Source organism: Streptomyces sp. DvalAA-43, assembly GCF_900091725.1.
GTDB lineage: Bacteria > Actinomycetota > Actinomycetes > Streptomycetales > Streptomycetaceae > Streptomyces > Streptomyces pulveraceus.
In genome coordinates, this window is sequence record NZ_FMBW01000017.1 from 1 (window position 1) to 12160 (window position 12160).

Here is a 12160-nt window from a genome sequence, read left to right on the forward strand (position 1 = left end):
CAGGGGGCGGGCCTTCGGGCCTCGCTGAGCGGTGTCGTACCGCGGTCAGTGCGCCACGGGGACGAACGAGGAGAGCTCGGCGGCCAATTCCTCGTGCACCCGCGCCTTGAGCAGGGTGCCCTCCGACGTGTGCTCCTCGGAGATCACCTCGCCCTCGGCGTGCACCCGGGAGACGACTCCGCCCTGGATGTACGGCACGAGTGCCTCGATCTCGACCGACGGCCTCGGCAGTTCGGTGTCGATGAGCGCGAGCAGTTCCTCGATACCGGCACCGGTGCGCGCCGAGACGGCGATCGCGTGCTTCTCGATGCGCAGCAGCCGCTGGAGCACCAGCGGATCGGCCGCGTCCGCCTTGTTGATCACCACGATCTCGGGCACGTCCACCGCACCCACGTCGCGGATCACCTCGCGCACCGCGGCGAGCTGCTCCTCCGGCACCGGGTGGGAGCCGTCCACCACATGCAGGATCAGATCGGAATCGCCGACCTCCTCCATGGTGGAGCGGAACGCCTCGACGAGGTGGTGCGGCAGATGCCGTACGAACCCGACGGTGTCGGCCAGGGTGTAGAGTCGGCCGCTCGGCGTCTCGGCCCGGCGCACGGTCGGGTCCAGGGTGGCGAACAGGGCGTTCTCCACCAGGACGCCCGCACCGGTGAGCCGGTTGAGCAGCGAGGACTTGCCCGCGTTGGTGTAACCGGCGATGGCGACCGACGGCACCTTGTTGCGCTTGCGCTCCTGGCGCTTGATCTCGCGGCCCGTCTTCATCTCCGCGATCTCCCGGCGCATCTTCGCCATCTTCTCGCGGATCCGACGCCGGTCCGTCTCGATCTTGGTCTCACCGGGACCACGGGTGGCCATGCCGCCGCCACTGCTGGATCCGCCGCCGCCCATCTGACGGGAGAGCGACTGACCCCAGCCGCGCAGCCGGGGCAGCATGTACTGCATCTGGGCCAGCGAGACCTGCGCCTTGCCCTCTCGGGACTTGGCGTGCTGGGCGAAGATGTCGAGGATCAGGGCGGTCCGGTCGACCACCTTGACCTTGACGACGTCTTCCAGATGGATCAGCTGGCCGGGGCTGAGCTCACCGTCGCAGACGACGGTGTCGGCCCCTGATTCGAGGACGATGTCGCGCAGCTCCAGCGCCTTGCCCGAACCGATGTACGTGGCCGCGTCCGGCTTGTCGCGCCGCTGGAAGACGGCATCGAGGACCTGGGCACCCGCCGTCTCCGCCAGGGCCGCCAGCTCCGCGAGGGAATTCTCCGCGTCACGCACGGTCCCCGACGTCCAGACACCGACCAGCACCACGCGTTCCAGGCGGAGCTGTCGGTACTCGACCTCGGTGACGTCTTCTAGCTCGGTGGAGAGCCCGGCCACACGCCGCAGCGCGGCGCGCTCGGAGCGGTCGAGCTGGTCGCCGTCCCGCTCTCCGTCGATCTTGTGGCTCCAGGCGACGTCCTCTTCCATCAGGGCGTCGGCCCGAAGGCTCTCGGTGAGGCTTTCGGTCACGTTGTCCGTAGCACTCTGCGCATTCTGCGCGTCCTGGGGAAGGGAAGAAGAGGAGGTCATTGGATCCTTACGTCGATGGAAGTCCGTTACGTCAGTCACAACGCGTGACCCCTTCCGATGATTCCCTCGGTCGGGAATTTCCGGTCCGGCCCGCTGCGGCGACTCGTCGATAGTGGCATGGTCCGCCTCACCGGTCACCCGCTTTATCGCTGTCCGGCGGGCGCGGCGGCGTGCCAGTCCGGGTGCCCCGGCATCGGCGGGGTCTTCTTCCCGTACAGCCAGCCGTCGAGGAAGGAGGTCAGGTCGCGGCCCGCGGTCCGGGACGCCAGCCGGACGAAGTCCCCGGTGGTGGCGTTGGAGTCGCGGTGCGCCCGCACCCAGCTCCGCTCCAGCCGGTCGAACGCGCTCTCGCCGATCTCCTGGCGCAGCGCGTAGAGGACCAGTGCGCTGCCGTCGTACACCACCGGCCGGAACAGGCTGACCTTCTGTCCGGGTTCCGGGGCGTCGGGCCGGGCCGGCGGGCCGCCCTCGGCGCGCCAGCCGTCGGACATGGCGTAGGCCTCGCGCATCCGGAGTCCAAGCTTCTTGCCGCCGTGCTCCTCGGCGTAGCGGGCCTCGTACCAGGTGGCGTGTCCTTCGTTGAGCCACAGGTCGGACCAGTCCTGCGGGGAGACGCTGTCGCCGAACCACTGGTGGGCGAGCTCGTGCACCATGATCGAGTCGAGGTACCACTCGGGGTAGCCGGACTCGGTGAACAGGGACCGCTCGAAGAGCGAGAGCGTCTGGGTCTCCAGCTCGAAACCGGTCTCGGTGGCGGCGACGAGCAGTCCGTACGTCTCGAAGGGGTAGCGGCCGACCTGCTTCTCCATCCACTCCATCTGGGCGGGGGTCCTGCCGAGCCGGGGTTCGAGGCGCTCGCGGTCCGCCGCGGGCACCACGTCGCGTACCGGCAGTCCGTGCGGGCCGGTCCGGTGCAGGACGGCGGAGCGCCCGATCGAGACCTGGGCCAGTTCGGTGGCCATGGGGTGTTCGGTCCGGTAGGTCCAGGTGGTGTCGGCGCCGTGCCGGGCCGTACCGGCGGGCAGCCCGTTGGCGACCGCGGTGAGGTCCTTGGGCGCGGTGATCCGGAAGGTGAAGTACGCCTTGTCGGCGGGGTGGTCGTTGCTCGGGAAGACCCGGTGCGCGGCGTCGGCCTGATTGGCCATCGCCAGCCCGTCGGTGGTGCGCAGCCAGCCGCCGCTGTCCCGGTCGCCGGTGGGGTCGCTGGTGTGCCGGACGGTGATGTGCAGCGGTACCCCGGCGGGAAGCCGGCCCAGTGGCTGGATGACGAGGTCCTCGTCCGCGACGGCGAAGTCGGCGCGCAGACCGTTGACTTCGACCGAGTGGACGGTGCCCCGGGTGAAGTCGAGGTTGATCCGGTCGAGCGGTTCGGTGGTCCGCGCGTCGATCCTGGTGACGGCTTCCAGCGGCTTGCTGTTGTCGCCGTGGTAGGTCAGTCCGATGTCGTAGGCGCGGACGTCGTAGCCGGGGTTGCCGAGATGAGGGAAGAGCGGATCGCCGATGCCGAGCGGCACGGGTGAGGGGGAGGCGGCTGCGACGAGGGTGGCTGATGCGGTGGCCAGCAGAGCGGCCCGCAGACGGCGGGAGATGAACGGCATGGACTACCGCTACCAGCGACGTCCCGCTCGGCAGGCGCGGCGCGCGCCGTGCCACTCGAATGAGATCGCTGTGGCGGATGGACCCCGGAGGCCGGCCCGTGGTCCCCGACGGGCGTGCGACGACGACTCTCAGGCAACGGTCACGGGGCGCCGGGCGCGGCTCACGTCGTAGACCCCGGGCACATCGCGCATGGCGCGCATCAGGGCCGGGAGGGCGGCCGGGTCGGGGAGTTGCAGGGTGTAGGTGTGCCGGACGCGCTGCTCGCTGGGCGGTTCGACGGTGGCGGAGATGATCGCCACGTCGGCCGTGGCGATCGCCTCGGTGAGATCGGCGAGCAGGCGGGGGCGTCCGAAGGACTCGGCGACCAGTGTGACCCGGCACTCGATGTCGTCCCCCCAGCTCACCCCCACCGGCATCCGGCCGACGGACCGCATCCGGGTGACGGCGGCGCATTCCAGCCGGTGCACGGTGACGGCGCCGCCGCGCACGACGAATCCGGTGACGGCGTCGGGTGGTGCGGGGGTGCAGCAGCCCGCGAGCCGTACGGTGGCGTCCGGCCGGTCCACCACGGCGTTCGCGGCACCGTCCGGGGTCGCGGCGGGCCCGGCGAGGGGCTCCGGCGGCCGTGGTCCGGGCCTGCTGTGACCCTGCGGCGGCTGCTCGGGCCCGGCCTGCGCGGGGCGGCCGCCGTGCGGGCTCCGGGCGTCCTCGGGGTGGGTGTCCAGCCAGCCGGTGATGGCGATGCGGGCGGCGGGCGTCCGGGCGTGGTCGAGCCAGTCGGGCGAGGGGCCCGAGGCGGCGTCCTCGGCGAGCAGCAGCTGTACGGTGTCGCCGTCGCTGAGCACGGTGCCGAGGGTGGCCAGCCGGCCGTTGACCCGGGCGCCGATACAGGTGTGCGCCTCGACCCCGTACTGCGCGTAGGCGGCGTCGACGCAGCTGGCTCCGGCGGGCAGCCCGAGCGTGCCGCCGTCGGTCCGGAAGACCGTGACCTCCCGGTCCTGGGCCAGGTCGGCGCGGAGCGTGGTCCAGAAGGTGTCGGGGTCCGGGGCGGACTGCTGCCAGGCGAGGAGCCGGGAGAGCCAGCCGGGCCGGGTGGGGTCGGCGCGCTCCCCGTCCGCGGGTTCGGCGGTCTGGGGTCCGGCGCCGCCGTCCGCGGCGTACGGATTGCCGAGGGCGATGACCCCGGCCTCGGCGACCTTGTGCATCCGGTGGGTCCGGATGAGGACTTCGGCGACCGCCCCGTCCTCGCCCACGACGGCGGTGTGCAGCGACTGGTACAGGTTGAACTTGGGGGCGGCGATGAAGTCCTTGAACTCGGAGATCACCGGGGTGAAGCAGGTGTGCAGTTCACCGAGCACGGCGTAGCAGTCGGCGTCCTCGCCGACGAGCACCAGCAGCCTGCCGAAGTCGGTGCCGCGCAGTTCGCCGCGTTTGACGCCGACCCGGTGCACGGAGACGAAGTGGCGTGGCCTGATGAGGACTTCGGCGGGGATGCCTGCCTCTCGCAGCACCGTCGTGACGTTCTCCGCGATGACGGCGAGCGGGTCCTGGGGGGTGGCGCCGGAGCCGTCCGTCCGCGCCGTCGCGGCGGCGATCAGCGCGCGGGTGCGGTCGTACTCCTCGGGGTGGAGGATCGCGAAGACGAGGTCCTCCAGCTCGGTCTTGAGGGCCTGCACGCCGAGCCGTTCGGCCAGCGGGATCAGTACGTCGCGGGTGACCTTGGCGATCCTGGCCTGTTTCTCGGGCCGCATCACACCGAGGGTGCGCATGTTGTGCAGCCGGTCGGCGAGCTTGATCGACATGACCCGGACGTCGTCCCCGGTGGCGACCAGCATCTTGCGGAAGGTCTCCGGCTCGGCGGCCGCTCCGTAGTCGACCTTTTCGAGTTTGGTGACGCCGTCGACGAGATAGCAGACCTCTTTGCCGAACTGCTCCCGCACCTGATCGAGGGTCACATCGGTGTCCTCGACGGTGTCGTGGAGCAGGGACGCGGTGAGCGTCGTCGTCTCGGCGCCGAGCTGGGCGAGGATCAGCGTGACCGCGAGCGGATGCGTGATGTACGGCTCGCCGCTCTTGCGCATCTGGCCGCGGTGCGAGGACTCCGCGAGTACGTAGGCCCGGTGCAGGATCGAGAGGTCGGCATCCGGATGGTGGGCCCGGTGGGCCTCGGCGACATGACCGATGGCGTCGGGCAGTCGGTCGCGGGAGACGGGGCCGAGCAGCGCGACGCGGCCGAGCCTGCGCAGATCGATCCGGGGACGGCCCCGCCTGCGGATGGGGGCACCTGGGCTGGTGGCCTCTGCACTCATGGGCACCTCCGGCGACGTCGACCGGCGGTGGGAGGGCGCGGTCGCGCCTCCGGGCCGGTGCTTGATGCTACCGAGCCCACCACGTGGCGGTGTCCAGCTCTCGCCCAGCGTGAAAGGGATCACCCATTCGAGCGAAGCTTCAGGGGATGTTCCGCCGCCCCCGGCGGGGCATTCCTCAGCCCAGCACCGTGTCGAGCCAGGCGGCGTCGAGCAGGCCTTCGGCGACGATCACCGCAGGTCCGGTCATCTCGATCTCGCCGTCCGGCCGCTCGGTGATCACGAGGGTGCCGCCGGGCAGATCGACCGTGTACGTGACGGGGGTGCCGGTCCGTGCGGGGTCCGCTCCGTCGCGGCGGGCCGCGGCCACGGCCACGGCGCAGGCGCCCGTGCCGCAGGAGCGGGTCTCGCCGGAACCGCGCTCATGGACCCGCATGGCCACATGGCGCGGTCCGCGGTCCACGACGAACTCGATGTTGACGCCGTCGGGGTAGACGGCCGCGGGGCTGTAGGGCGGCACGGAGAGCAGATCGCCGACGTGTGCCAGGTCGTCGACGAAGGCGACCGCGTGGGGGTTGCCCATGTTCACGTTGCGGGCGGCCCAGCTCCGGCCGCCGAGGCTGACCGTGACGCCGTCCCCGGGCAGGAGCGCGCGGCCCATGGAGACCGTGATGGAGCCGTCCTTGGCGATGTGGACCTTCTTCACGCCGCCCCGGGTCGCGACGGCGAGGTCACCTTCCTCGACGTGTCCGGCGCGCTGGAGGTACCCGGCGAAGACCCGTACCCCGTTGCCGCACATCTCGGCGATCGAACCGTCCGCGTTGCGGTAGTCCATGAACCACTCGGCCTCGCCCGCCATGGCCTGCGCCTCGGGGTGCGCGGCGGACCGTACGACGTGCAGCAGCCCGTCGCCGCCGATACCCGCGCGGCGGTCGCAGAGCCGGGCCACGGCGGACGCGGGCAGGTCGATGGCGTTGTCCGGGTCGGGAACGATCACGAAGTCGTTCTCGGTGCCGTGACCCTTGAGGAAGGCGATCTGCGAGGTGCTCACGGAGCAACTGTACGAAACGGCGCCGACAACCGGCGGCCCCGGGCCGCCGCACGGGCTCCGGTGTGACGACGGGACCAGCGGGAAGGGCCCGCTCCGGCGCGACGGCGGAACCTGCGCGAAGGGCCCGCTCCGGCGCTCAGCGGAGCCGTGCCACGCGCCAGACGGCCAGGGCGACCAGGGTGCCGCAGACGGCGACGTACAGGGCGATCACCCGCCAGTCGGACCGCTCGCCCGAGCCCCGCTGCGGCAGTCCGGGCCAGGTGTACCCCACCCGGCGGGCGGCCATCATGCCCCAGCCCGCGGCGCAGCAGCTGATCAGCAGGCCGAGCATGGCCACGACCGCGCCGCCGTCGCCGAACTCGAAGGCCAGCGGGAAGGCGAACATCAGCGATCCCACCGCGGCGAGCATGACGATCGGTGCCAGCTGCCAGATACGCAGCTTGCGCGCGGGCCGCAGCTCGACCTCGACCTCGGGGGTCGCTTCGAGCTCGTCCGGCCCGTCGGGGCTCAGACCGGCTGCTCCGTGCAGCGCGTCCGGTGCGTCTTGTTCAGTGTCGCGAGGGCCGGCCTCCATCGCCACGCGCCCTCCCAACTCGGACTCCACTGGTCGATCGATGCTCGATGATGGCACGCTCCAGGTCGCCGAAATGACGGGCAGGGCTTCCCGATGCCATCACGTGATCAGGCTGTAACCGCCCGTTCGACCAACGCCAGCGCCTGGCCCGGGAGTTCCCCGCGGTGCTCCGCTCCACCGCTCAGCCAGTGGACGCGCGGGTCGCGGCGGAACCACGAGTCCTGACGGCGGGCGAATCGCTTGGTGGCGCGAACGGTCTCGGCCCGCGCCTCGTCCTCGGTGCACTCCTGGGCCAGCGCGGCGAGCACCTGCTGGTAGCCGAGCGCCCGGGACGCGGTCCGTCCCTCGCGCAGGCCCTGTGCCTCCAGGGCGCGCACCTCGTCCACGAGCCCGGCCGCCCACATCCGGTCGACCCTCAGGGTGATGCGTTCGTCGAGTTCGGGACGGGCCACGTCGACGCCGATCTGGACGGTGTCGTACACCGCATCGTTACCCGGGAGGTTGGCGGTGAAGGGCTTGCCGGTGATCTCGATGACTTCGAGGGCCCTGACGATCCGGCGGCCGTTGCCGGGCAGGATGGCCCGGCCCGCCTCGGGGTCGGCGGCGGCCAGCCGGGCGTGCAGCGCGCCGGAGCCGTGCTCGGCCAGTTCCGCCTCCAGCGCGGCCCGTACGTCGGGGTCCGTGCCGGGAAACTCCAGGGCGTCGATGGCGCCCTTCACATAGAGCCCGGAGCCGCCGACCAGGACGGGGGTGCGGCCGGCGGCGAGCAAGCGGTCGATCTCGGCGCGGGCCAGCCGCTGGTACTCGGCGACGCTGGCGGTCTCCGTGACGTCCCAGATGTCCAGCAGGTGGTGCGGGACGGATCCGCGTTCGGCGAGCGTCAGCTTCGCGGTGCCGATGTCCATGCCCCGGTAGAGCTGCATGGAGTCGGCATTGACCACCTCGCCGTCGAGCTGCTGAGCAAGGAATACCCCCAGATCGGACTTTCCGGCCGCAGTGGGGCCGACGACGGTGATGACCCGCGGTGCGGGAGCAGAGCTTCTCACCGCCACAGTCTCGCAAACCTCCGCACCACTTCCCGAACGAATGAGCCTGCCCCGTCCGATCAGGGGCAAACCGAGGGCCGTGCCACACCGTCCACGACCGCCCGGACGGCGCGCATCGTCTCGTACGCCAGTAGAATTCCCATTGAATATGGGCGTTTTTTCATGGTTTGAAGAAGCGCCCGACCGCAGTCCCCCAGCAGGGAAGGTGCCCGATGGGCTTCCTGGACAATTTGAAGGCCAAGCTGAGCCCCGCCAAGGAAAAGGTCGGCGAACTCGCGCATCAGCACGGGGACAAGATCGACCAGGGGCTCGACAAGGCCGCACGGACGGTCGACCAAAAGACCAAGGGCAAGTACAGCGACAAGATCGAGTCCGGCGCGAGGAAGGCCAAGGACGCGGTCGAGCGCCTGTCCCACAAGGACGAGGGCGGTACGCCCAGGAACGAGGGTGGTACGCCACCCGCTTCCTGAAAAAAACATGAACTGATCAAGCCCGACGGACGGCCGTGGAGCGACGACGCCGCACGGCCGTCGTCGGCATGCCCTGGGCCGCAGCGGGCTCAGGCCCAGGCGGCGACCAGGTAGCCCACGCCGTACGGAGCGCCCTCGTACAGCAGCCGCCCGGCCAGGCCCGCCCCTTGCGCGGCGCCCGCGAGCACCTGCCAGGGCGCCCGGCCCGCCGCCTTCAGTTCGTACGCCAGCGGCGCGTCCAGCGCGATCAGCGCGTCCGGGTCCGCCGTGCCGAGCGCACGGGCGGCCGCCGCGTCGAACGCCTCGGCGCGCTCGTCCAGATAGCCCGGGGCCTTGAGCGTGCGGCAGGCGCTGCCGTCGCCCATCACGAGCAGCGCGACGCGGTCCGCCCCGGCGACCAGGTCGCGTCCGGCGCCGGTGCAGCGGCCGGTTTCGAGCGGCTCGCCCACGCCCAGCCCCTCGACCGGCGCACCGGCCCATTCCGCACGGGCCAGCAGCCAGGCGCCGACGGAGAGGGACGGCGGAAGCGAGTCCTCCGCCACCGGTCCGCGGTCACGCCCCAGCCGTACGCCGAGGTCGACGCCGAAGCCCTTGAAGGTGCCGGTGGCCCCTTCGGGATGCGGGCCACGCCCCGGCCGGTCCGCGGGACCGACCACGATCAGCCGATCGGGGCGCGCGGCCGCGAGCACACCGAGGGCCTCGGCGCAGGCGTCCCGTACGGCGTCGAGCTCGGGCGCGGCACCGGCGGCGAGCTCGGGTACCAGCAGCGGTGGGCAGGGACAGACGGCGGCGGCGACAAGCATGGTGGGCAGCGTACTGCGTGGCCCCGGCCCGCCCGTCGCCCGCTGCCGGACCCCCGCCGCCGGGCGACCCGCTCTCGGACTCCTCGCCGCCGGACTTCCCGCCGCCCGGCTTCCCCGCGTCAGTCGCAGCCACAGCCGGGGGCCGCTGCGGCAGGCAGCGGCGCGGGGGCACCGATGCCCGGCAGCCCCAGCATCACACCGGCCGGCTGGGCGGCCTCGGCGGCATTGCGCTTCTCCCAGGCGTCACCGGCCCGGGTCCGCCGCACGGCCGCCGGTGCGCCCTCGGCAAGCAGGTGGTGCGGGGCCGCGTAGGTGATCTCGACGGTCACCACGTCGCCCGGCCGTACGTCCTCGTCCGGCTTGGTGAAGTGGACCAGGCGGTTGTCGGGGGCGCGGCCGGAGAGGCGGTGGGTGGCGCCGTCCTTGCGGCCCTCACCCTCCGCGACCATGATCTCCAGCGTCCGGCCGACCTGCTTCTTGTTCTCCTCCCAGGAGATCTCCTCCTGGAGGGCCGACAGACGCATGTACCTCTCCTGGACGACCTCCTTGGGGATCTGCCCCTCCATCTCGGCGGCGGGGGTCCCGGGGCGCTTGGAGTACTGGAAGGTGAAGGCGTTGGCGAAGCGCGCCTCACGGACCGCGTGCATGGTCTGCTCGAAGTCCTCCTCGGTCTCGCCGGGGAAGCCCACGATGATGTCGGTGGAGATGGCGGCGTCCGGCATCGCGGCGCGCACCTTCTCGATGATGCCGAGGAAGCGTTCCTGTCGGTACGAGCGCCGCATCGCCTTGAGGATCGTGTCGGATCCGGACTGCATCGGCATGTGGAGCTGGGGCATCACGTTGGGCGTCTCGGCCATCGCCGCGATCACGTCGTCCGTGAAGTCGCGGGGGTGCGGGGAGGTGAAGCGGACCCGCTCCAGCCCCTCGATCCGCCCGCAGGCGCGCAGCAGCTTGGAGAAGGCCTCGCGGTCGCCGATGTCGGAGCCGTAGGCGTTCACGTTCTGGCCGAGCAGGGTGATCTCCGAGACGCCCTCGGCGACCAGGGCCTCGATCTCGGCGAGGATGTCGCCGGTGCGGCGGTCCTTCTCCTTGCCGCGCAGGGCCGGGACGATGCAGAAGGTGCAGGTGTTGTTGCAGCCGACGGAGATGGAGACCCAGGCGGCGTAGGCGGACTCGCGCCGGGTGGGGAGCGTGGAGGGGAAGGCTTCCAGGGATTCGGCGATCTCGATCTGCGCCTCCTCCTGGATGCGGGCGCGCTCCAGCAGCACGGGCAGCTTGCCGATGTTGTGCGTACCGAAGACGACGTCGACCCAGGGGGCCCGCTGGACGATGGTGTCGCGGTCCTTCTGGGCGAGGCAGCCGCCGACGGCGATCTGCATCCCGGGGCGCTTGGTCTTCATCGGGGCGAGCCGGCCGAGGTTGCCGTAGAGCTTGTTGTCGGCGTTCTCCCGCACCGCGCAGGTGTTGAAGACGACGACATCGGCGTCGCCGTCGGAGCCCTCGGCGGCACGTACGTAACCCGCGCCCTCCAGCAGTCCCGACAGCCGCTCGGAGTCGTGGACGTTCATCTGGCACCCGTAGGTGCGCACCTCGTACGTTTTCAAACCGTCCACTACTCCACCAGCCACGTCGTTGCCGCTCACCCGTCCAGGGTAAGGGCTCCGGCCGGGCCCCGATGATGAACGGCCGCCCGTCGGGGAGCGGCCCTGGTCATCGCCGGGGCGGGCTGGCAGGATCGCCGCCATGCTCCAGGCACTCTCCCGTATCGGCGGGCGGCGCGTTCTCCAGGCGTGCGCCGCCGTCGCCGTCGTGCTCGGGCTGCTGCTGTGGTGGCTGCTGCCGCTCGGGCAGCCGGCCCCGACCGGCACACTGACCTTCAGCACCGGCGTGCGCAGCGGGGTCTACCAGCGCTACGGCGAGCGCCTCAAGGGGGATCTGGCCAGAGATCTGCCCAAGGTGTCGATACGGCTGCGGACCAGCGAGGGTTCGCAGCAGAACATCGAGCGGGTGGCGACCGGCAAGGCGGACTTCACCATCGCCACCGCCGATGCCCTCGCCACCTATCTGAACGACGGCAAGCCCGGCGCCGACCGGCTGCGGGGCTGTGTGCGGCTCTACGACGACTACATCCAGCTGGTCGTGGCACGCGGCTCGGACGTGCGGAAGGTCTCGGACCTGCGCGGCAAGCGGGTCGGCGTGGGGCAGCGCGGTTCGGGGGTGCGGCTGGTCGCCGACCGGCTGATGGCGGCCGCGGGTCTCGATCCCGCGCACGACGTGACACCGGTGTCGGCCGGTATCGACACCATGCCGGAGCAGTTGGAGAACGACCGGCTCGATGCCTTCTTCTGGTCCGGCGGACTGCCCACGTCCGCCGTGCAGGAGCTGTCGGACCGGTTCGCGATCCGGCTGGTGCCGCTGGAGGCCCCGCTGATCAAGCAGCTCCAGGCGGCGGGCGGGTCCGCCCGCTACTACCGTTCGGCGACCATGCCCGCCGACGCCTACCGCAACGCGCAGCAGGACCAGGCGGTGCCGACGGTCGCGGTCGCCAATGTGCTGGTGACCACGGAGCGTTCGGACGCGGCGATGACGGAGGCCTTCACCCGGACCGTGATCGACAGCCGGGACCGGATCGGGCGCGAGGTGCACGCGGCCCAGCTGGTGGATCTGCGTACGGCGATCTACACCGATCCGCTGCCGCTGCACGAGGGGGCCAGCCGCTACTACCGCTCGGTCAAGCCCTGACCC

The 12160-nt window shown here is 71.5% G+C and carries 10 protein-coding genes; 2 read left to right on the forward strand and 8 right to left on the reverse strand.

Annotated features, from left to right (window positions below; translation table 11 throughout):
* Window positions 1-45: 45 nt before the first annotated feature.
* The 6 genes from hflX to miaA all read right to left on the reverse strand — a co-directional run bounded on the left by hflX (window position 46) and on the right by miaA (window position 8142).
* Window positions 46-1566, reverse strand: a complete 1521-nt coding sequence (hflX, locus tag GA0115234_RS03535) for a GTPase HflX (protein ID WP_093539352.1) — start codon at window positions 1564-1566, stop codon at window positions 46-48.
* Between the two features lie 143 nt (window positions 1567-1709).
* Window positions 1710-3164 carry a M1 family metallopeptidase gene (locus GA0115234_RS03540; RefSeq protein ID WP_093539353.1) on the reverse strand — a complete coding sequence of 485 codons (1455 nt, stop codon included), beginning with the start codon at window positions 3162-3164 and terminating at the stop codon, window positions 1710-1712.
* 129 nt (window positions 3165-3293) lie between these two features.
* A complete protein-coding gene (locus tag GA0115234_RS03545; RefSeq protein WP_093539354.1) occupies window positions 3294-5474 on the reverse strand; it encodes a RelA/SpoT family protein in 2181 nt (726 codons plus the stop codon).
* Between the two features lie 175 nt (window positions 5475-5649).
* Complete coding sequence (gene dapF, locus GA0115234_RS03550; RefSeq protein WP_093539355.1) at window positions 5650-6522, reverse strand: diaminopimelate epimerase; 873 nt, start codon at window positions 6520-6522, stop codon at window positions 5650-5652.
* A 136-nt stretch (window positions 6523-6658) separates the two neighbouring features.
* Entirely contained in the window at window positions 6659-7096 is a 438-nt protein-coding gene (locus GA0115234_RS03555) for a hypothetical protein (protein ID WP_093539356.1), read from the reverse strand.
* A gap of 107 nt (window positions 7097-7203) precedes the next feature.
* Entirely contained in the window at window positions 7204-8142 is a 939-nt protein-coding gene (miaA, locus tag GA0115234_RS03560; RefSeq protein WP_093539389.1) for a tRNA (adenosine(37)-N6)-dimethylallyltransferase MiaA, read from the reverse strand.
* 212 nt (window positions 8143-8354) lie between these two features.
* On the opposite strand from miaA, the gene GA0115234_RS03565 reads away from it, so the two are divergent.
* The gene (locus GA0115234_RS03565; RefSeq protein ID WP_093539357.1) at window positions 8355-8612 is read left to right on the forward strand and encodes an antitoxin; all 258 of its coding nucleotides are present in this window, start codon (window positions 8355-8357) and stop codon (window positions 8610-8612) included.
* Between the two features lie 89 nt (window positions 8613-8701).
* Here the strand turns inward: GA0115234_RS03565 and GA0115234_RS03570 are convergent, their stop codons facing one another.
* Both GA0115234_RS03570 and miaB read right to left on the reverse strand, forming a co-directional pair.
* Window positions 8702-9415, reverse strand: coding sequence for a class III extradiol dioxygenase subunit B-like domain-containing protein (locus GA0115234_RS03570; RefSeq protein WP_093539358.1), 714 nt, complete (start codon window positions 9413-9415; stop codon window positions 8702-8704).
* A 119-nt stretch (window positions 9416-9534) separates the two neighbouring features.
* The gene (gene miaB / locus GA0115234_RS03575; protein ID WP_093539359.1) at window positions 9535-11028 is read right to left on the reverse strand and encodes a tRNA (N6-isopentenyl adenosine(37)-C2)-methylthiotransferase MiaB; all 1494 of its coding nucleotides are present in this window, start codon (window positions 11026-11028) and stop codon (window positions 9535-9537) included.
* A 130-nt stretch (window positions 11029-11158) separates the two neighbouring features.
* On the opposite strand from miaB, the gene GA0115234_RS03580 reads away from it, so the two are divergent.
* Window positions 11159-12157: a TAXI family TRAP transporter solute-binding subunit gene (locus GA0115234_RS03580; protein WP_093539360.1), complete on the forward strand. Its 999-nt coding sequence runs from the start codon at window positions 11159-11161 to the stop codon at window positions 12155-12157.
* The last annotated feature ends 3 nt before the right edge of the window (window positions 12158-12160 follow it).

What these genes read in the sequence shown, in the direction of transcription:
- GA0115234_RS03570 (WP_093539358.1), bottom strand. Translation starts at nt 9,415, where the DNA reads ATGCTTGTCGCCGCCGCCGTCTGTCCCTGCCCACCGCTGCTGGTACCC.
- GA0115234_RS03545 (WP_093539354.1), bottom strand. Translation starts at nt 5,474, where the DNA reads ATGAGTGCAGAGGCCACCAGCCCAGGTGCCCCCATCCGCAGGCGGGGC.
- GA0115234_RS03565 (WP_093539357.1), top strand. Translation starts at nt 8,355, where the DNA reads ATGGGCTTCCTGGACAATTTGAAGGCCAAGCTGAGCCCCGCCAAGGAA.
- GA0115234_RS03555 (WP_093539356.1), bottom strand. Translation starts at nt 7,096, where the DNA reads ATGGAGGCCGGCCCTCGCGACACTGAACAAGACGCACCGGACGCGCTG.
- GA0115234_RS03540 (WP_093539353.1), bottom strand. Translation starts at nt 3,164, where the DNA reads ATGCCGTTCATCTCCCGCCGTCTGCGGGCCGCTCTGCTGGCCACCGCA.
- GA0115234_RS03580 (WP_093539360.1), top strand. Translation starts at nt 11,159, where the DNA reads ATGCTCCAGGCACTCTCCCGTATCGGCGGGCGGCGCGTTCTCCAGGCG.
- hflX (WP_093539352.1), bottom strand. Translation starts at nt 1,566, where the DNA reads ATGACCTCCTCTTCTTCCCTTCCCCAGGACGCGCAGAATGCGCAGAGT.